General features: G+C 74.3%; 14 protein-coding genes. 7 read left to right on the top strand and 7 right to left on the bottom strand.

The window, feature by feature from the left end:
* Positions 1-98: 98 nt before the first annotated feature.
* The gene (locus tag FRAAL_RS10300; protein WP_197537259.1) at positions 99-572 is read right to left on the bottom strand and encodes a DUF2000 domain-containing protein; all 474 of its coding nucleotides are present in this window, start codon (positions 570-572) and stop codon (positions 99-101) included.
* Between the two features lie 50 nt (positions 573-622).
* On the opposite strand from FRAAL_RS10300, the gene FRAAL_RS10295 reads away from it, so the two are divergent.
* From FRAAL_RS10295 to FRAAL_RS10280, 4 genes are all read left to right on the top strand, one after another.
* A complete protein-coding gene (locus FRAAL_RS10295; protein WP_231861602.1) occupies positions 623-1,486 on the top strand; it encodes an AraC family transcriptional regulator in 864 nt (287 codons plus the stop codon).
* A gap of 39 nt (positions 1,487-1,525) precedes the next feature.
* Positions 1,526-2,476, top strand: coding sequence for a carbohydrate kinase family protein (locus tag FRAAL_RS10290; RefSeq protein ID WP_041939109.1), 951 nt, complete (start codon positions 1,526-1,528; stop codon positions 2,474-2,476).
* A gap of 161 nt (positions 2,477-2,637) precedes the next feature.
* Positions 2,638-3,756, top strand: a complete 1,119-nt coding sequence (locus FRAAL_RS10285) for a DUF3616 domain-containing protein (RefSeq protein WP_041940367.1) — start codon at positions 2,638-2,640, stop codon at positions 3,754-3,756.
* 231 nt (positions 3,757-3,987) lie between these two features.
* Positions 3,988-6,864, top strand: a complete 2,877-nt coding sequence (locus tag FRAAL_RS10280; protein WP_011603511.1) for a helix-turn-helix transcriptional regulator — start codon at positions 3,988-3,990, stop codon at positions 6,862-6,864.
* On the opposite strand, the gene FRAAL_RS10275 is transcribed toward FRAAL_RS10280, so the two are convergent.
* Entirely contained in the window at positions 6,831-8,162 is a 1,332-nt protein-coding gene (locus FRAAL_RS10275; protein WP_011603510.1) for a UbiA family prenyltransferase, read from the bottom strand. The two genes, FRAAL_RS10280 and FRAAL_RS10275, sit on opposite strands and share 34 nt — an antisense overlap.
* A gap of 909 nt (positions 8,163-9,071) precedes the next feature.
* On the opposite strand from FRAAL_RS10275, the gene FRAAL_RS10270 reads away from it, so the two are divergent.
* Positions 9,072-11,228, top strand: coding sequence for a toll/interleukin-1 receptor domain-containing protein (locus FRAAL_RS10270; RefSeq protein WP_231861601.1), 2,157 nt, complete (start codon positions 9,072-9,074; stop codon positions 11,226-11,228).
* A gap of 28 nt (positions 11,229-11,256) precedes the next feature.
* Here the strand turns inward: FRAAL_RS10270 and FRAAL_RS33960 are convergent, their stop codons facing one another.
* Positions 11,257-13,995 carry an ATP-binding protein gene (locus FRAAL_RS33960; RefSeq protein WP_011603508.1) on the bottom strand — a complete coding sequence of 913 codons (2,739 nt, stop codon included), beginning with the start codon at positions 13,993-13,995 and terminating at the stop codon, positions 11,257-11,259.
* A 61-nt stretch (positions 13,996-14,056) separates the two neighbouring features.
* Complete coding sequence (locus FRAAL_RS10260) at positions 14,057-15,664, bottom strand: carboxyl transferase domain-containing protein (RefSeq protein ID WP_041940366.1); 1,608 nt, start codon at positions 15,662-15,664, stop codon at positions 14,057-14,059.
* A 382-nt stretch (positions 15,665-16,046) separates the two neighbouring features.
* On the opposite strand from FRAAL_RS10260, the gene FRAAL_RS10255 reads away from it, so the two are divergent.
* On the top strand, positions 16,047-16,460 hold the full coding sequence (locus tag FRAAL_RS10255) for an SRPBCC family protein (protein WP_041939108.1): 414 nt from the start codon (positions 16,047-16,049) through the stop codon (positions 16,458-16,460).
* 61 nt (positions 16,461-16,521) lie between these two features.
* Here the strand turns inward: FRAAL_RS10255 and FRAAL_RS10250 are convergent, their stop codons facing one another.
* Complete coding sequence (locus FRAAL_RS10250; protein ID WP_011603505.1) at positions 16,522-17,814, bottom strand: DUF5925 domain-containing protein; 1,293 nt, start codon at positions 17,812-17,814, stop codon at positions 16,522-16,524.
* Between the two features lie 82 nt (positions 17,815-17,896).
* Complete coding sequence (gene ybiA, locus FRAAL_RS10245; protein ID WP_011603504.1) at positions 17,897-18,478, bottom strand: riboflavin biosynthesis intermediates N-glycosidase; 582 nt, start codon at positions 18,476-18,478, stop codon at positions 17,897-17,899.
* Between ybiA and FRAAL_RS30320 the strand changes: the two genes are divergently transcribed.
* Positions 18,447-19,451 (top strand): DUF3710 domain-containing protein, encoded by a 1,005-nt coding sequence (locus FRAAL_RS30320; RefSeq protein ID WP_308205977.1) that lies wholly within the window; start codon positions 18,447-18,449, stop codon positions 19,449-19,451. The two genes, ybiA and FRAAL_RS30320, sit on opposite strands and share 32 nt — an antisense overlap.
* On the opposite strand, the gene FRAAL_RS10235 is transcribed toward FRAAL_RS30320, so the two are convergent.
* Positions 19,435-20,055: a TetR-type transcription factor C-terminal domain-containing protein gene (locus FRAAL_RS10235; protein ID WP_011603502.1), complete on the bottom strand. Its 621-nt coding sequence runs from the start codon at positions 20,053-20,055 to the stop codon at positions 19,435-19,437. The two genes, FRAAL_RS30320 and FRAAL_RS10235, sit on opposite strands and share 17 nt — an antisense overlap.
* Positions 20,056-20,288 lie beyond the last annotated feature (233 nt).

Genomic DNA, 20,288 nt, shown 5'->3' with positions numbered 1-20,288 from the left:
GCCCGCGGGTACCGCGTCCCGAAACCAACGACGCGGGACCGGCCACCACCCTCGGGCGCCCGTTTCGTCCTGGCCACCGGTTGTCGCGGATGGCCCGGTCACGGGTGCATGCGGGCGCCCTTGAGCGCCTTGTCGACGGCGTTGCGCGGGCCGTGCAGGGCGAGGCCGACCAGGTCGAGGGCGTCGCGCGGCACGGCTCGGACGGCGGCCCGGTTGTCGCGGTCGTTGCCGGTGGCAAACAGGTCGGACGTGAAGATCGACATGGCCAGGCCCCGGCCGGCGACGCGGGCGAACGACGAGGTCAGCGTCTCGCGCGAGCCGGCGAACACGAGCACCGGTTGGCGGAACATGGGCAGGTACCCGTGGCCGTCCGCGTCCGCGTAGGGCTCGCCGACCAGCTCCGGGTTGCTCGCCGCTATCCCGCTGACGAGGAACGCCGTGACGTTGAGCCGCTGCCAGTCCAGCAGGTCGTCGCGCAGGAGCACGGCGATCTTGGTGGTGAAGCGTACCGGGGCAGGCTCCGACGACCCGTCGCCGTCCATGGCGCGGTCGCGGTGAAGATCAGTATCCACACCGCCAAGTCTCGGCGGCAGCCGGCATGACGGTCTTGTACGTTCCTGACGTGTCCGAGGCGCACACGCCCGCGGCGGACCTCGCCGCGGCGGGCAGGGTCGGGGAAGGTCAGACGGTCGCCGCCTGGCGGCCGGCGGTGGCGGGCGTCCGCGAGGTGTTCCACGCCCGGTTCATCTCGCACGTCTACCCGCCGCACACCCATGACTCGTGGACGCTGCTCATCGTCGACACCGGCGCGGTCCGCTACGGCCTGGACCGCCACGAGCACGGCACGCTGCGCTCGCAGGTGACGCTGCTGCCGCCGGACGTCCCCCACGACGGCCGCTCGGCCCGGCCCGGCGGCTTCCGCAAGCGGGTCCTCTACCTCGATCGGGACCTCCTCGGCGACGAGCTGATCGGCACCGCGGTCGACGCCCCGACGCTGGCCGACCCCGCCCTGCGCCGGCGCGTCGGGCGGCTGCACGACCTCCTGCTGACCCCCGGCGAGGACCTCGCCGCCCAGAGCGGCCTCGCCCTCGTCGGCGAACGACTACGCGCCCACCTGGCCCGCCGCGGCAGCTCGCCCGCCCGCCGTGACGGTGCGCCACCACCCCGCCGGGACCCGACCGCCGCCCACGCGCTGCGCGACCTCATCGACAGCCGGATCGCCGAGGGCATCACGCTGGCCACCGCCGCGGAGCTGCTCGGAGCCCATCCGACCCACCTGATCCGCGCCTTTCACCAGGAGTTTGGTCTGCCGCCCCACCGCTACCTCACCGGCCGGCGGGTGGACCTGGCCCGCCGCCTGCTGCTCGCCGGCCACCGCCCGGCCGAGGTCGCCACGCTCGCCGGCTTCTACGACCAGGCCCACCTGACCAGGCACTTCCGCCGCATGCTCGCCACCAGCCCCGCCCGCTACGCCCGCCCGGCCTGACGCCGCCGCGGGACGTCGTCTCGAAAGGTCGCCTTGCACATGCCCGATGTCGTCGTGGCCGGGGTGGTGAACGTGCAGCAGACGGTGCCGGTGGACGGGTTTCCCGTCGCCTACGCGCCGGTGCGGTATGCGACGGGACGGCTGCGGCTGGCGGTCTCCGGGGTCGGGCTGAACGTCGCCCGGACGCTGGACGCGCTCGGCACGCCTGCGTCCCTGGCCACCCTCGTCGGGAACGATCCGGCCGGGACGGTGATCCGGGCCGAGCTGCGACGTCTTGGCCTGCTCGGCGCGCCCGGCGAGGACGAGCCGGACGATCGGGGGGCCGGGGTGCTGCCGACGGCGAACAGCGCGATGTCCCCCGTCCTGGTCGATCCGCGCGGCACCCGGCAGGTGCACACCGACCTCGCTGATCTCGCCACGGCCCGTTATCCGCCGTCGGTGTTCCGTGACCTGCTCGCGGGGGCACGTCTCGCCGTGCTGACGACCGCCGGTTTCGTCCGCGACCTGATCGGCGTCGCCCAGGCCGTCGGCGTGCCGATCGCCGTCGACGTGCAGACCATCGTGGACGCGCACGACGCCTACAGCCGGCCCTGGCTGGCCGCGGCGACCATCGTGTTCTGCTCCGCCGAGCGCCTGGCGGCCAGCCCCGCCGACACCGCCGCCGCGCTGCTGAGCCGCTACCCGGCCCAGATCGTGCTCGTCGGGATGGGCGGCGACGGCTGTCTGCTCGCCGTCCGGGACCGTCCGCCGTGCCACCTGCCCGCCCGCGCCCCGCACGGCGTGCTCGACACAACCGGCGCCGGGGACGCGCTGTGCGCCGGTTTCCTGCACTACTGGCTCACCACCGGCGATCCCGACGCGGCGGCCCGGCGCGCCGTCCTCGTCGCCGGCTGCGCGGTCGGCTCCGCCGGCACGGACGTCCACGTCAACTCCGGGCACATCGACGACCTGCTGCGCGCCCCGGACGGGCGCCCGTCGGACGCCGGCTGACGCGCGACGGCTGATGGACGACGGGCCCGGTCCGGTCCGATCCGACCTGCGGTGTTCGTCGCGTATCGGCTGCTCGACAGCGGCGGCGACGGGGCGCGGTTGCGCACTACGCTCCCCCACGGCGTCGCGTGGCGCCCGTGGAGATCAGCAGCGAGGGAACGATGACGGCGAGGACGATTCCGATCCGTTTCACCGACGACGCCGGAGTGACCGACATCGCGGAGTCGCTGTCCGCCCTCAAGGGCGACGGGCGCCATCTCTGGCTCGCCGGCGACGAGACGATCACCATCGAGCGGACGACGTTGTCGCCGAGCGGGGACGGCTTCGTCGACCATGTCAGCTTCTCGGTCGCGGACTTCCTCCCGCTGCCCGAACCGCCGGAACCGGACGGCAGCCAGCTCGAGATCGACATCGAGGGCATCGACCGGCACGGCGACTACCTCTGGTTCGTCGGTTCGCACGCCCGGACCCGTAAGCGGGTCAAGCCACACCACGCCACCGAGCAGGCGCTGGCCCGGCTGGCCAGGGTGAGCAGCAACGCCAACCGCTGCCTGCTCGGCCGCATCCCGGTGGTGGACATCGACGGGGCGCCGACCCTCGTTCCCAGCGCCCCGGCGCCGGCCTCGCCGAGCGGGGCGAAGCTGACCGCCGCCGCGCTCGGCCTGTCCAAGCGCAACCGGCTCACGCGGGCGCTGCGGGACGACGAGCACCTCGGCCTGTTCCTGAAGATCCCGAGCAAGGACAACGGCCTGGACATCGAGGGGCTCGCGGTCGTCGGCGAACGGATCTACCTGGGGTTGCGCGGTCCGGTGCTGCGCGGCTGGGCGGTGGTGCTCGAGCTGCGCCTCACCGAGGGCGACGGCCAGGACCTGGTGCTCGCCCCGCTCGGCGACGGCAACGGCAACGGCGATGACGGCAACGGCGGTCCCCGTTACCGCAAGCACTTCCTCGACCTCGACGGGCTCGGCGTGCGGGACATCCTCGCCCACGGCGACGATCTGCTGCTGCTCGCGGGCCCGACGATGGATCTCGACGGGCCGGTGCGGATCTACCGCTGGCGGGGCGCCGCGCACGCGCGCACAAGCGTCGTCGTCACGGACGAGGCGATCGAGCCCGTGCTGGACCTGCCGGTCGGGGTCGGCGACGACCATCCGGAGGGGATCGCGCTGCTGCCCGGCGATCCGTCGTCGTTGCTGGTGGTGCACGACAGCCCGGCCCCGCGGCGGCGCTGGCACCGGCACGAGATCCTCGCCGACGTCGTACCGCTGTCTCACGGCTGAACCACCCGGGCGACGGCTGAACCGCCCGGGCGACGGCTGACCGGGCGGGACGAGGGCTCACCGGGCGGGACGAGGGCTGACCCGGCGGGCGCCCGACCACGGTTTTCGCTCCCGACGATCGCCCGGCGTGTTCGAGGGGCCGGCGGTCTATCCGCCATCGACCGACCACGGCAAGATTGGCGCACTGCATCACGATCCGCCCCGCTCACCGCCCTGCACCGAGGTTCGCGCGTGTCCGACGAGTTCGACCTGACCGCCGTCACCACCTGCGCGGAGTTCGGACGTGTACTGACGGTCGTCCGGGAGCGGGCGGGGCTCAGCGTGCGCGACGTCGCCCGCAGGGTGAACGTCCCGCCCAGCACCGTCGGCGGCTACTTCGGCGGATCGCACCTGCCGGGGCTGAAGCCGGCGAACCTCGTCGAGAACATGCTGCGCACCTGCGGGGTCACCGACCCCGTCGAGCTGCGCCGCTGGGTCGAGACCTGGAGCCGGATCCGGCGCACCCGCCGGGGCTCGCCCGACGACGAGCGGGGCACCACCGATCGCGACGCCACCGAGCGCGACGCCCCAGAGCGGGACGCCGCCCGTGGCGGGTGGGGTCTCGGCGACCTCGCCGCCCGGAGGCTCGACGAGCATGGTTCCCCGCGGGGGCCCGTCGACCGGGTCCGCGGCGACGAGCACGCGGCCGCCCTGACGATCGCACCACCCGTGGCCCGGCTGGACCGGCTGCCGGCCGTGCGCGGCCGCGAGGAGATCCTCACCCTGCTGACCGGACGGCTCCCCGCCGCCGGTCATGCCACCGGGGAGGGGCCGACGAGGCCGGTTGGGCCGGTCGGGCCAGGTAGACCGGCGGGGCTGGCGGGGTCGGGCAACGACACGCGGGTTCGCGGGCGGGTGCACGTCCTGCACGGGCTCGGCGGGATCGGCAAGAGCACCGTGGCGCTCGCCCTCGCCGCGGCCGCGCTCGATCGCGGCGTGCGGACCTGGTGGATCAGCGCCACCCGTCCCGGCGCGGTGCCCGCGGCGATGGGGGCGCTCGCCGTCGAGCTTGGCGCCACCCATCATCAACTGCGCCGGGCAAGCCTGCCCGACCTGGTCTGGCGGCTGCTCGGTGCCCTCGACCAACCATGGTTGCTGGTCGTCGACAACGCCGACAATCCCGCCGACGACCTGGGCCCGTCGGCGGGCGATGTACTTGACGGAACCGGTTGGCTGCGCCCCGTCACCGGGGCGCAGGGGATGGTCGTGGTGACCACCCGCGACGGCGCGGCCTGGTCGCTCGGCTCCGCCGGGGATCGGGTCCCGCCCTGGCTACGCCTGCACCGGCTCGCGCCCCTCACCGACCGCGACGCCGGCCAGGCGCTGCTCGACCTCGCCGGTGACGGCCCGGGGTCCGCGCAGGCCGCGCAGAGCCTCGGCCGCCGCCTCGGCGGCCTGCCCTTGGCGCTCTCGCTCGCCGGCCAGTTCCTGGCCGAGGCGCGGCGGATGCCGCCGGGCTTCGGCGGCGCGGTCATCCCCCGGACCTATCCGGCGTACGAACAGTTCCTGCGTACCGGTGGGCCGTGGTCGCTGCTGCCGGACTTCGCGGCAGCGAACCCACGGTCCGCGGCCCCGCATCCGCGCCCGCAGCCCCCGGCCACGCCGCCGGACGTCCGCACTCCGACCGATCCCCACACCCGGGCTGACCCCGGCACGGGCCTGAGCGGCGGGGCGGCGGCGGGGATGCCCGGCCGGCGTCGGGAGCGCGAGCTCGTCGGGCCGACCTGGGATCTCTCGCTGAACCTGCTCGCCCTGCGCGGGCACGACCGGGCCCAGCAGCTGCTGACCCTGTTCGCCTGCCTCGGCGGCGATCCGATCCCCGTCGACGTGCTTGTCAACGCCGAGGTGCTCACCGCCTCGCCCCTGTTCGGCGCCCTGACGGCGACCGAGCTGTGGGGGTTGGTCCGGGCTCTCGCCGGCCAGGGCCTGATCGAGCACACCCTCGACCCGACCAGGTCAGCCGGCCCGGCGGCCCGGGCCGACGCGTCGGCGCCCGGCGAGGCGGACACCGCGCACCGGATCTGGTTGCATCCCCTGGTGCGGGACAGCTTCGGCCGGGCCGCGCACGTCTCCGGTCGGGTCGAGGACTACCTGGAGACGATCACCGCGTTGCTGGTCCACGCCGCCCGGCGGCTCGACCCGCGCGACCCCGAGACCTGGCCCCACTGGACGATGCTCGCCGGGCACGCGGACGCGGGCCTGGCGATGCTGCGCGCCCGGCACCGGTGGGGACTGCCGGCGTTGACCGAGGGGCGGCTGCCGCCGGAGCTGCTGGTACCCGCCACCGTCGCCGCCCGCTTCCTGCGCGCGACCGGACGCCTCGCCGAGGCCGCCGAGGCCTACGAGGGCGTGCTGCGCACCGGGCGGCAGCTGTTCGGCGACGACCACGCCGACGTGCTGTCCGCCGCCCACGACCTGTACCGGGTGCGCGCCGCGCAGGGCCGGCCCGGCGACGCGGAGGAGGGGCTGCGGGCCGTCCTCGACGACCGGGCCAGGGTCCTGGGCGCGGAGCACCCCGACACCCTGACGACGCAGCACTACCTGGGCCGCACCCTGCGCGAGTCGGGCCACCACCCCGAGGCGCTCGGGTGGCTCAGGCGAACGCTCACCAGCCGGGAACGGGTCCTCGGCCACCGTCACCGCGACACCCTCACCACCCGTAACAACGTCGCGGACATGCTCGTCGACGAGCAGCAGTGGACTGCGGCCGAAGACCTGCTGAGCGCCGTGTGGACCGATCGGGTCGACACGCTCGGACCCGAGCATCCGGCGACCCTCGTGACCCGCTACCACCTCGCTCGGCTCGACCACCGTCGCGGCGAGCATGCCCGGGCCGCGGGCCGGGCCGCCGAGCTGGTGGCGGTCTGCCGGCGCGTCCTGGGCCCCGATCATCCCCGCACGCTGGCGGCGATCTGCCTGCACGGCGAGATCGAGCAGGAGCTCGGCCGGCTCGCCGCGCGGCGCGCCGACGTGGCGGACGCGTACCGGCGCAGCCTGCGGGTGCTGGGCCCGGAGCACGGGACCACCCGGCGGCTTCAGCGGCTCGTCGGCCGCTCACCGTCGTCCTGACGCGCCCCGGCCGGGGCGGACGCGGCCGCGGTCGAGCCGGCGGGCAGCGCCGGGAGCTGCGGGGTGCCGGCCGCGCGCACCGATGGGAACCCGCCGCCGTTCCGCTCGGCCAGCAACCGCACCGGCAGGCCGACCGCCCAGCCGCCGAGGGCGGGCAGCAGGGCCCACAACGGCAGCCCGGACGGCTCGGTCAGCAGCCAGGCGACGCTCGCAAGCTGGCAGGCGAGCAGGTTCGCCAGGATGAAGCCGCCGCCGCGGGGACGGGGTGACCGGATCGGATCGAGGCCCGGGGCGCCCGACCGGACCAGCCGGATCAGCCCGGCGGTGGCGACCAGCGCGGCGAGGACGGCCGCGGCCGCGGCGAGCCCTCGGCCGGCCAGGCAGACGTGGCCATCGGAGGGCCCGGGCGTCACCGGGGCGAGCGCGGCCGGCCCTCGGGGCACGGCCGCCGACAGCGTGGGGGCGCCGTCGACGTCGGCGGCGGCGTCGGCGGCGGCGGCGGCGGCGAGGGCGAGCCCGCCCACCGTGGACACGACGGCGACGATCCCGACCTGCGCGGTGAGCACGATCGCGACATACCGCCGCGGGAAGACGAAACCGCGAGGTCGGCGCAGGTGCACGCCGGTGGCCAGCGCCGGCGTGCGTCGCCCGCAGACCCGGTCGATCGGCAGATCACGCAGGTCGGTGACCGTCCAACCGGCGACGATCACCGCGAGGCCGAATCCCGCGGTGAGCACGCCCGCGCCCACGCCCACCTCGCCCCCGGTGGCGGCGACGCCCAGCGGCAGCCCGCCGGCGAGCGTGGCGGCGACCAGCGGGCGGCGCAGCGGTGGGCCGAACCGCGACCGCCCTCGGGACAGGGCCAGCCAGGCCCGCAGGCCGATGAGCGCCACGAAGCCGATCCGGGCGGGCAGGGACGCCGCCCACAGCCAGCCGCCGCCCAGCACCGCAGTCCCGGCCAGCACCGCCCAGCCGGTGGCCCAGCCGGGTGCGACCCTGCCCTGGACGAGGGGACCGTCCCGGCGCACCGGGTTGATCCGATCGGCGTCGAGCCCGGCGACCGCGTCGAGCAGGCGACCGCACACCGACACCAGCACCCCGGCGAGGACGAGCAGTAGCACCGCACCGACCCGCGGATCCGCCACCGCGAGGCCGCCGGCGGCGAACGGGACGGCGTCCGCCAGCGCGGTTCCCGGCCGGGTCAGCGCCCGGACGTCCGCCAGGCGGCCGGCCGTGGGCCGGCACCGCCGCGCCGTCCCTGCCCGGCCCGCCGGCGATCCGGCGGCACGGCTTCCCATCCGACCTCACGACCGTTTCTCGCGTCCCCCGAGCACTGCGCTCACGGGCGATCGCAGCCTGTCGAGGAAAACCCATTGGGGACAGCGAGGAAAGGCGGTCGCGCATCGCCGTACAAGGTCGTACAGACAGCGGCGAGTGCGCGCCGCAACACCTCGCGTGCGTCCCACCGGAAGTGGCGACGAGCCGAGGCTTATTGCAGTAAGGTGACCGCTTCGATACGCGCCGCCGATCATTCGCCGGGTTCACGGGCGCTACCGAAGAAGACCGCGGGTCGTGGCAGTGTCCCGGCCTGGCAATGTCCCGGCCGGACGTCTCGCTGCAAGGTCCGCGGCGACGGCGAACATCGACCCGGTCGCCGCAGCGCGGCCGCGGCGACCGTCGACGCCGACCGCCGGAGCGGGCCTCCCCCCGAAGGCAGGTCCGCTCCGGCGGCGAACCGAGGGCGCGGCCGTCGACCAGCCACCTCCGGTGCCGCGGAGGTGCAGATCATGCGGCTGCGGCGGCAGCGACCCTTCGGCGGCTCCAGACAACCGCGTGCCGGACTGCTCGAAAAGACCCGGGCGGCAAATCCGTACAACGTCGTACACGACGGTTCGATGTTGCGAACAAGTTCGGAAGGACGGCCGCCAGGAAGAGGCGGCCGGTAACCATCACGGCCGACCGGGAACCCGTCGTATACGGCGGGCGGTCACGTGAGCCGACCCCACACGCCCGGTTGTCCCGCCGTCACGGCTGGCTTCCACCGCTGTCACCCGTCGCCGGAAAAACGGCCAGCGGGGACGTCCGTGATGAGCGCCAAAAACTGACCTGTCGCCGATCGCGGGGCGGCGACCGAGAATCCGGGCGGTATTCTCGGCGCGTCACCAGGAAGCAATCCCGTAATCCGCGAACACGTGTTCCCAGGAGTCATGGTGTCCTCCCGTTGGCTGGACGAGCCACTGCAGACCGAGCTGGACGACGCCGCCGTGACCGCGCTGCGGCAGTGGTGCTCCCAGACCGAAACCACCATGCGGCTGGTCCGCTGGCTCATCGGCGGTCGGTCCGCGGCGCTGGTCGCCGCCGTCCTCGCGGAGGACCCCCACGAGGGCGCCCGCCAGCTGATCATGAAGCTGGACCGGGCGCCGGGCACCGCGGAGGATCCCCAACCCGGCGAGTTCGCCCGCCACCGCCGCGCATTGACCGAATCCCGGGACTTCGCCCGGAACCACCTCACCCAGCCCGTCCACCAGCCCGTCCCGGTCGGCGACGGGCGCTGGTTCGTCTTCCAGCGGGTGGCCGGCGGCAGCCTGCGCGACCCGATCACCCTGCACACGGTGCTGGACGCCGTCCTGCATCCGCCCCGCCCGGTCCGCGGGGCGGGGCCGACCCGGTCCTGGGGCCCCCAGCCCGCCTTCCCCCGGCCGGCCGCCAACGCCGCCGCCGCCTTCGCCGACGTCAGCGCCGCGGTCGTCGGATCCGTTCTCACCGACTGGGCGGGACGGACGCACCTGCCGTCGATGGACGTGCCGACCATCCTCGGCCGCCAGCTCGGCGACCGGCTGGCCCCCGGCAGCCGGCTGCACCGCCTCGCCGCCGCGCATCCCGGGCCCACCATCACCGTCGAGGCGGAGGACCACCCCCTGCCCAACCCGTTCGCGCTGGTCCTGGACTCCAGTCGGACGGCAGGCCTGCGGCTGCCCACGTTCGTCGGCCGCGCCCACGGGGACCTGCACGTCGAGAACATCCTCATCCCGACCGACCTGCGCGACGCGAACGCGGCCTTCCAACTCATCGACCTGTCGCGCTACGCCGCCGACGCCGTGCTCACCCGCGATCCCACCCATCTCGTGCTGCACGTCCTCGCCCGGACGCTCGTCGAACTCTCCCCGGCCCAGCGCACCGCCACGATCGATGTGCTGCTCGACCCGGACCTCGACGGGGCCCTGCTGCCCCAGTGGCTGTGGCTGTTCATCGACCGGGTCCGCGCCGCCGGGCAGCGGTGGGCCCGAGCGGCCGACCTGGTCGAGCAGTGGCGCGACCAGCTACCGCTGTCCCTGCTGGCCTGCGCCCTGACCTGTCTCGGCCGGACGTCGACCCGCGAGGAGGACCGAGGCTGGTTCCTGCGCCTCGCCGCGAACGCCGCCGCCGCCTTCCTCGACCAGCACACCCTCGACCAGCACACCCTCGACCAGCACACCCTCGACCAGCACACCCTCGACCAGCACACCCTCGGCCGGCCCAGCCCCGACCAGCCCAGCCCGGCCCCGACCGGCCCCGACCGACACACCCTCGACCTACCAGGCCAGGCGCAGCCAGCCGACCCGGACAACGCCGACCCGGGCAACGCTGGTAACGGGCGTTCCCGCCGCCAGCCCTGCGCCCCGGAGAACATCGATCGGGGGCAGCACAGCGTGCCGCGGGCCGCCGCGGACGGGGCCGCCCCGCCAACCCCCGAACCGCCGGTCGCCCGCACCGCGAACGGCGGACCCGAGGGCGCCGCCATCGGCGGATTCCGCTCATCCCCGCCCAGCGCGGACGGCGTCGCGGGCAGCGCGCGTGCCGGCGGATCCTCGGTCGACCTGCTCCTCTCCCATGCCCGGGCCGATGCCGCGTGGGCGGACTGGATCAGCTGGCATCTCGAGGCGGCGGGCTGGCGAGTCCTGCCGCACCCCGACCTCGATGACACCGACCCCGATGACGCCGGCTCCGACGGCCCCGACGACCCCAACCACGATGATCACGGCAGCCCTGGCGGCGCGGACGAAGACCTCGGGTCGGGCACCGCCGTCTCCCTGGCGGACGCCGTCGCCCAGGCGCCGCGAACGCTCGTCGTGCTCTCCCCCGCCTATCTGCGCGAGGTGCAGCGCAGCGCCGAGTGGCGGGAGGCCTTTCCGGCGACGACCACGGCCCGTGGCAGCCGGCTGGTCACGATCCGGGTCGAGCACTGCGATCCGCCGGGCTGGCTGGGCCTCGTCGCGTCGGTGGACCTCGTCGGGCTCGGTGAGGACGAGGCCCGCGCAACGCTCGTCGACCGGATGACCGCTCTGCGCGACGGCGACGAACGCACCGGGCGCCGGGCAGGCTGAACGAGCAGGTCCGAAGTCGTTCCAGCGGTCAGGGAATCGCGGCGGACGGATCGGGGGAATCCGGTGACGCCGAGACGACCGCCAGAACCTGGTCGACAGCGACGAGGTCGCCGGGGCGGACCAGTACCGTGGCGACGACTCCGGCGGTCGGCGCCGAGACGGGATGCTCCATCTTCATCGCCTCGACGACGACCAGCGACTGCCCGTCGGTGACGGACATGCCCGGCTCGACGAGGACGGCGATCACCGTGCCCGGCATGGGGCTGCGCGCCTGGCCGCCCGCGGCCGAGGCCACCTCCGCTCCGGCCACGGGCACCGCTTCGGCCAACTCCCAGGCCCGTCCCTCCCGCCCCAGCCAGAGCAGCTCCCCGGCGGGGGAGGGTCCGCCCGTGGCGGCGTTCAGTCCGCGGGCCCCGGCCCCGGCCGGGGCGGAGTGCAGGGGATCCGCCGGACCCTGCTCACCCTCGGTGGCCGCCCACGCGAACGCCCAGCGGGTGGTGACCGAACCGATCGTGACCAGCAGATCGTCGCCGATCTGGCGAACCGACGCGGCGACCGGTGGCCCGTCGGCGAGGCGGACCCGCGCGGCGCCCGGCGTGCCCCGGGCGCTGACCCGCACGGTCGCCGCCCGCGGCCCGGCCACGGCACCGCCGGGCTCGACGCCTCCCGGCGCGGCACCACCGGGCACGACACCTCCCGGCGCGACTCCACCGGGCACGGCGCCATTGGCCGCGGCGCCACCGGGTTGGGCGCCACCGCCGGTCGGCCTCAACGCCGCCGGATCACCCTCCCCCACCGGGACGGCCGGCACGGCTCCAGCGAGAAGCCGACCTGCGCCGGGTCCCGGCGCTGCACCGTCGACGACGATGCCACCGCCGACAGAGCCGTTACCCGCGAAGCCACCACCGCCAGGGCCACCACCGGCGGCACCGCCGCCCGCCAGGACCTCGCCGGGGCCGCCCCCAGCAGCGGCGCCGCCAGCCGGGCCGAACCCGCCAGCAGCGGCGCCACCGACCGGGCCCGACCCGCCAGCCAGATCGGTGCCACCAGCCACATCTGTGCCACCAGCCACATCTGTGCCACCAGCCAGATCAGTGCCGCCAACCAGATCAGTGCCGCCGCCCGGGTGGGAACCGCGACCCGGGATGAGCACGTCCCAGCTCAGCCACGCGGGCTCGCCGGGGCGCCAGCCGGAGGGGATGTCCCAGGGGTCGATGAGCGGGCCGACCGGCTGCAGCGCGAGCAGCCGGGCCAGGGCGTAGCCGAGGATGGCCTCGCCGGGCAGCTCGTCGACGGTGAGCGCGACGAGGTCGCGTTCGACCAGACCGGTGTCAAGGCGGCCGGCGACGACGTCGGGATGGCCGAGCAGCGCGCGCAGAAAGCCGATGTTGGTGGTCACGCCGAGCAGCACGGTGGCGGCGAGCGCGGCGTCGAGCCGGGCGATCGCGGCCGGCCGGTCGGGCCCCCAGGCGATGATCTTGGCGAGCATCGGGTCGTAGGCAGTGCCGACGGTGTCGCCGGCGGCGATACCGGCGTCGACGCGGATGGCCTGCCCCGCGGGCTCGCGAAAGGCGAGGACGACCCCGCCGGTCGGCAGGAAGCCGCGTGCGGGGTCCTCCGCGTAGACGCGGGCCTCCATGGCGTGGCCGGTGAGGCGGACGTCGGCCTGAGCGAAGCGCAGCGGCTCGCCGGCCGCGATCCGGATCTGCTCGGCGACCAGGTCCACCCCGGTGACCAGTTCGGTCACCGCGTGCTCCACCTGCAGGCGGGTGTTCATCTCCATGAAGTAGAACTCGTCGGGCGCGTCGGCGGACAGGATGAACTCGACCGTGCCGGCGCCGACGTAGCCGACGGCGCCGGCCACCGCGACGGCCGCGGCACCGAGCCGTTCCCGGGTACGCGCGTCGAGCAGCGGCGAGGGCGCCTCCTCGACGATCTTCTGGTGGCGCCGCTGCAGGCTGCACTCGCGTTCCCCCAGGTGCAGCACGGTGCCGTGGGTGTCGGCGAGGACCTGCACCTCGACGTGGCGGGGACGGGCGATGAGCCGTTCCACGAACAGGGTGTCGTCACCGAAGGCGGCGCTGGCCTCCCGGCGGGCCGAGGCGAGGGCGGCGGCCATCTCCCCCGGTGCGCGCACGACCCGCATGCCCTTGCCGCCGCCGCCGGCCGACGGCTTGACCAGGACCGGGTAGCCGAGCTGGCCCGCGGCCTCGGTGATGGCGTCGTCGGTCATGGCGGGCGACGACCGGCCCGGCACCACGGCCACGCCGACCTCGGCGACGGTCCGCCGCGCAACGATCTTGTCACCCATCACCTCGACGGCGGCGACCGACGGGCCGATGAAGAACAGGCCGGCGTTCTCGCAGGCCCGGACGAAGGCGGCGTTCTCGGCGAGGAAGCCGTAGCCGGGATGGACGGCCTGCGCCCCACAGGCCTGCGCGGCCTCGACGATCGCGTCGATGTCCAGGTAGCTTTCCCGGGCCGGCGTGGGCCCCAGGCGCACCGCGACGTCGGCCTCGCGGACGTGGCGGGCGCCGGCGTCCGCGTCCGAGTACACGGCGATCGAGCGGATGCCGAGATCGCGCAGGGTGCGGATGATCCGGACGGCGATCTCCCCGCGGTTGGCGACGAGCACGGACGAGAACGCCAGCCCCGGCAGTCCGGCGCCCCGGGTGGACGGGCCCGGTCCGGCGCGGCGCTGTGCGGGGGCCGGACCGGTCGCGACGGCGCCCGCGTGGTTCCAGGTCGACGGGTCAGCGGCTGACACCCTTGATCCTCACGTCTGTAGTCCCCTCGCCCACCGGCCGACCACGTCCTCGCCTCTTCGTTCACATCCGAAACACGCCGTAGCGGACCGGCTCCAGCGAGGCGTTCGCGGCCACCGACAGCCCCAGACCCAGCACCATACGGGTGTCGGCGGGGTCGATGACTCCGTCGTCCCAGAGCCGTGCCGTCGAGTAGTAGGGGCTACCCTGCTCCGCGTAACGGTCCAGGACCGGCCCGCGGAACGCGGCCTCGTCCGCGTCGCTCCAGTCGACGCCGGCCGCCGCGACCTGGTCCCGGCGGACGGTGGCGAGCACCGCTGCGGCCTGCTCCCCACCCATCACCGAGATCCGCGCGTTCGGCCACATCCACAGAAACCGCGGCGAATACGCCCGCCCACACATCGAGTAGTTCCCCGCACCGAAACTACCCCCGATCACCACCGTGAACTTCGGCACCCGCGCACACGCCACCGCCGTCACCATCTTCGCCCCGTGCTTCGCAATACCACCCGCCTCGTACTCCCGCCCCACCATGAACCCCGAGATGTTCTGCAGGAACACCAACGGAATCCCCCGCTGGTCACACAACTCGATGAAATGCGCCCCCTTCAACGCCGACTCCCCGAACAACACCCCGTTGTTCGCCACGATCCCCACCGGATGACCATGCAACCGCGCCGTGCCGGTCACCAACGTCGACCCGTACTCCCGCTTGAACTCCGCGAACCGACTCCCGTCCACGATCCGCGCGATCACCTCCCGCACGTCATACGGCGTCCGCGAGTCCGTCGGCACCGCCGCATAAAGGCCGGCCGGGTCCACGGCGGGCTCCTCGGTGGGCTCGACCGTCCACGGCCGGGGGGCACGCGGCGCCAGGTTCGCCACGATCGACCGGACGATCCGCAGGGCGTGCGCGTCGTCCTCGGCCAGGTGGTCGGTCACCCCCGAGGTGCGCGCGTGCAGCAGGCCGCCGCCGAGCTCCTCGGCCGTCACCACCTCCCCGGTCGCGGCCTTCACCAGCGGCGGGCCGCCCAGGAAGATCGTCCCCTGGTCGCGGACGATGACCGCCTCGTCCGCCATCGCCGGGACGTAGGCGCCGCCGGCCGTGCAGGACCCCAGCACCGCGGCGATCTGGGCGATGCCCAGCGACGACATCCGCGCCTGGTTGAAGAAGATGCGCCCGAAATGCTCCCGGTCCGGAAACACCTGATCCTGCAGGGGAAGGAAGGCGCCGCCGGAGTCCACCAGATAGACACAGGGCAGCCGGTTGTGCAGCGCCACCTCCTGGGCGCGCAGGTGCTTCTTCACCGTCAGCGGGTAATAGGTGCCGCCCTTCACGGTGGCGTCGTTGGCGACGACCACACATTCCCGGCCGGCGATCCGGCCGATCCCGGTGATGATGCCCGCCCCCGGCACCGGGTCGTCGTACAGCCCGTTCGCGGCGAGCGGGGACAGCTCCAGGAAGGGACTGCCGCGGTCGAGCAACGTGTCGACGCGGTCCCGGGGCAGCAGCTTGCCGCGGGCGACATGCCGCGCCCGGGCCTGCTGCGAACCGCCGACGGCCGCGACTGCCAGGCGCTCCTGCAGATCGGTCACGGCGTGCCAGTGCCCCTCGGCGTTGCGCCGGGCCTGCTCGCCGGTGGCATCCACCCGGCTGGCCAGGACCGGCATCGCCGAGGCGCGGCGCACCTCGGCGGACCGCTGCCCGGCGATGGATCCGCTGCGCACCGCCGTCACAATCACTCCCCACAAAGCTGAACACAAGGTTGCCAAATGCGACGTTTCCCCAGGTCGGCGCGTTCCAACCCGAGACGGCCGCGACCGCTCCGATTGCGCGGCCGCCGCATACGGGCACGCCGGCCGCGCAATCGGACGCGCCGATACCGGCACCACCCGCCGCCGACCCGAAATGCACCGGTTGACCCCACTGCGGCTTACCTTAGCGGTGGTACCCGGATTCGGCGGGTAGCTCGGTACGATCCGGCCCGTCGGGTGCCGCGATCTGCGGCGCTCACCGTGAAGGACGCCTGCCGGCACACTAACGTTGCCTGCCATGGCCACGCTGTTCCTCCAGGCGTCGGGGCCGGCGCCGGTGACGGAGAGCTGGAGGCGTTACGCCGAGCCGGACCGCTGGCCGGCGTGGGCGCCGCAGGTCGTGGGCGTACGCGTCGACGGAGGGGAGACCCGGATCCATCCCGGGATGACCGGTGAGGTGCGGTCCTTCCTACCGCCGGCGGCCGGCTTCGTCGTCACCGCCGTCGACGAACTGGCCCGCACCTGGTCCTGGCGGGTGACGCTCGGCCCGCTGCACCTCACCCTCGACCACGGCGTCGAGCCCTGTCTGGACGGCGGTACCTCCACCTGGCTGCGGCTGCGTGGACCCCTGCCCGTCCTGTTGGCCTACGCACCGCTCGCCCGCGCCGCCCTGCGCCGCCTGGTCCACGCGGACCAGGCCCGGCGGACCTGACCGGGACGGGCCCTGGTACACCGGGGGTGCCACGCCGGGCGGCCTGACACCCCCGGTCCGATCACAGGTAGAGGCCGTGGCGGGTGTCACCGCCGCTCGGGCGGGGCAGACCGCGGCCGTCGCGCAGGGCGAACAGCTCCGCGAGCGTCATCGTCGAGCCGACCCCGTCGGTCGAGCCGAGCCAGGAGACGGCCTCGGCGTGGGGCAGGGCGCCCACCTCGATCTGGGCCAGGCACCGGCCCGGGCGCACCACCGCGGGATGCAGCCGGAACAGGTCCTCGTTGGTCGTCAAAGCGACGAGCACCTCCCGGCCCTGGCCGACGAGCCCGTCGGTGAGGTTGAGCAGCCGGGACAGCTGCTGTCCGGCGGCGCCGCGACCGTCCCCGCGGATCAGCTCGTCGCAGTCCTCGATCACCAGCAGCCGCCAGCGGCGCACGGCGGGTTGGCCCATTCGGTCACCCTCGCCGTCCTGCCCGCCGCCGACGGCACCGTCCGCGGCGGTGTCGAAGCCACCGACGCCCGCGGCGTCACCGACGCCGGCAGCGTGGCCGGCGGCGTCGGAGTGGTCGGCGTCGGCGGAGTCGCTGTCGGGGTCGCCGTCGTCGTCGAAGCCGATCGCGACCTCCATCAGGTAGGCCGGGTCGGCGAACAGGGACTCCGGGTCGAGCACGCAGTCGACCTGGCACCAGGAGCGCCACTCGTTGGCCAGCGCGCGCAGCACCGTCGTCTTGCCCGTCCCGGCCGGCCCGTGCAGCAGGATCAGCCGGCCGATCACGTTGTCGCGGCGGATCGCCATGAGCTTGTCGAGGGAGTCCCGGGCCGCCGAGGCGTAGTTGTCCCGGATCGACGACCACCTCGTCGTCGCGGTCCGCCGGCTGGTCCGGATCGGCCCACGCTGGCCGGACAGGTACCAGAACCCCATGCTGACGGAGCTGTCCGAGCCGGTCTCGGCCGCGGACGAACGCAGGACATCCTCGAGCACACCCCGGGCGAGCTGCTCGCTGACCGCCGTCACGGTGACCTCGCCGCCGCCACCGCGCCAGCGCACGGACCGCACCGTCCAGCCCTCCCCCACGGCCAGCCGGGAGTCACGGGACTCTTCCACGACGGAGCGCAGCACCCGCGCTCCGGAAGGCAACAGGGTCGCTCCGGGGCGGAGCCGATCCACCCGCGCACTGCGGGCCCACGGCTGTTCACCGGTCGTGAAGGGAGCGAGCGCGAGCGCGTCGACGACATCGTAGGGGGTGTCCGAATCGTCGAGGCCGACGACGAACGGGAGCTTCATCCCCCCGCTCAGCGACTCGGAGACCGTCCAGGACTTGGGCAGCGACGCTTTCTGGTTGGGAACTGACACGCCTCCGATGGTCCCGGACTCACCGCGTTTCGACCATCCCGTTACGCGATTTAGGCCGGCAGGTCACGCCGTTCGGGGCAGGTCACCTCGCCGTGGCCGCCGCCAGCAGGGCGTCCCTGACCTCCATCAGGGCGAAGCCGAGCAGGTTGCGCCCGGGCCAGGCGCTCGGCCGGCCGGCCCGATCGTCGTCGCGGTCGCAGCCGATCCCCCACACCCGGTCCCGCGGGCTGATGTCGGCGAGGACGAGGCCGGCGGTGCCGGCGAGGTAGGTGCGCAGGATGGCGTTCTGGGCGAACTTCGCGGAGTTCGCGGCGAGGGCGACGGCGTAGCGGTGACGGTCCCACACCGCCTCGTCGAAGCCGCGGATCCGCCGGCCGACGGCGGCCAGCGAGATCGGCGCGGGCAGCGCGAGCACCGCCTCCGCGGCGGCCTGGTCGCCGAACAGCCCGGCCTTGCGCGCCAGCACGTAGTGCTGCGCGCTGGGGTAGTCGACCCCGTCGACCGCGAAGCGGGCCGGCCAGCGCAGGCTCAGGCAACCCGCTCCCGTGCCGTCCGCGACGGCCTGACGCTGGCCCCAGAAGTACCGGAACCGCAGCGGCGCCGCCTGGCGTTCGAGACGCCGCAGGTCCTCGATGGAGCGCGGCGGACCGGAGGTCGAGAGCACACGCCGAGGTTGGCAGATCCGGGCCGGCCGGATGCACCTTTCCGGATTTTTATGGCGATGGACCACGCCTGCGGCGAAGCCGGCGCAGGGGCGCGGCGTTCCCACGAGAATCCCGGCGCGCCTACCCGACGTCACGCTCCGATCACTACAAGCTTCGGACAGGAGGTGGTCGGCGGTGCTCGGTGGGCGACTCATGCGCGGTGGACGACACAGGCGCGATGGACGACGCGAGGCCGCGCGAGCGGGCGCGTCCGGCCGGATCGACGCCACGCGCGGGGACGCCGACCCGCCGACCGGGCCTCGCCCGGGCTCCGTCGACAACGCGGACGCCCCGGGACCTGCGGACGCCCCGGGACCTACGGACGTCGCGGGACCTTACGACATCGCCACCCGGCCCGATGACGGCCGACAGCGGGCGGACTTCGGCGCGCTGCTGATTCCCCGCGTGACGGGTACCTGGCTGCGGCTGTCACTCGACGGGCCGGTGCCGGCGTTGGTCGCGACCGACGGCTCCTCCGCCCTGGAGCTGTCCGTGCTGGCCGCACCGCGAGGACAGCAACTGTGGGCCGAGATCCGCGCGGACCTGCTCGCCGCGGCGGCGCCGGACGACCCGGACGCCTGCCGGCCCGGGCCGCGCGGCCCCGAGCTGTACCTGCCGATCGACGTCGAATCGGGTCCGATCCCCGCCCGCATCGTCGGCATCGACGGCTCGCGCTGGTTCCTCTGCGCGGTCTTCACCGGACCGGCCGCCGGGAATCCGGCGGCGGCGCCCGCCCTCGACGAGCTGCTCGCCGCGACGGTCGTGGTGCGGGGGGACGCGCCGATGCCCGTCCGCGAGCCGATCCCGCTGATCATGCCCGACCGGACGGGCGAGCGCATCGTCGAGGTTCCGGCCCAGCGATCCGCTCCCGAGATCATGACCCTCGGCTGGGCGCGGACCGGAGCCCGAAGCTCGCTCAGCGCAGGTCGGTGAACTCGACGGTGGCCAGCGAGAGGCGCACGTAGCGCTCGATCAGCTCGTCGGGCTGGACGGGGCCGGTGCGGTCGTACCACTCCAGCGCGGCCGTGCCGGCCGCCTCGATGCTGCGCCGCGCGTCGGCCGGGTAGGGCGTGCGGAACACGCCCTCCCGCACCCCCTGTTGGATGATCTCGCCGAAAAGCTGGCTGGCGCCGCGCTCGACCACCTGCTCGCCGATCGAGAACCGCTCCCCCACCCGCATGATCGTCCGATAACGGAGCAACAATGCGGTCGTCTGATAACGAAGGTAGTAGCTCATGGTGCCGCGGACGAGCGCCGACAGTCTTTCCACCGCCGACGGGCCCGCTGTCGCCACCGCGCTGTTGATGACCCGGAAGAATTCGTCGACGAGCACGGAGAGCGGCACCTCCCACACCTCGCCCTCCACGGTGCCGGCAAGATAGTCCCGGACCGACTCCACCGGTTCCACCCCGGCGTGGGCCCCGATGTCGCGAAGCGAGATCTCGGCCAGGCCGAGATCGGCGAAGAGATCGTCGGCCGCCCGGTAGAGTTCCGCCCTGCGCTGTTGGAGCGCGGCACGCGCGGCGACCCGGTCCACGCGTCCCAGCGTATCCCGGAGCCGGCCGCGCGACACCCCAGGATGGCCACATCGACGGCATGGTGAATATTTCGGGCGAACCACCCAGATCGGGCTGGTAATCCGCTTCAACGGAGCCGAGCGACCCACGTCTCGTCGCAGCGGGTGGACCGCGCCGCCGGCACGACCTGAGCCTTGTACCGACTCGCCGAAAACCGGACCTTCGGCCACCGCGCCATTCCGGGAGTGTCCGA

Origin of the sequence: Frankia alni ACN14a (assembly GCF_000058485.1) — a bacterium.
GTDB lineage: Bacteria > Actinomycetota > Actinomycetes > Frankiales > Frankiaceae > Frankia > Frankia alni.
The sequence above is the reverse complement of the archived record's forward strand: the minus strand, read 5'-3'. Positions and strand labels throughout refer to the sequence as shown.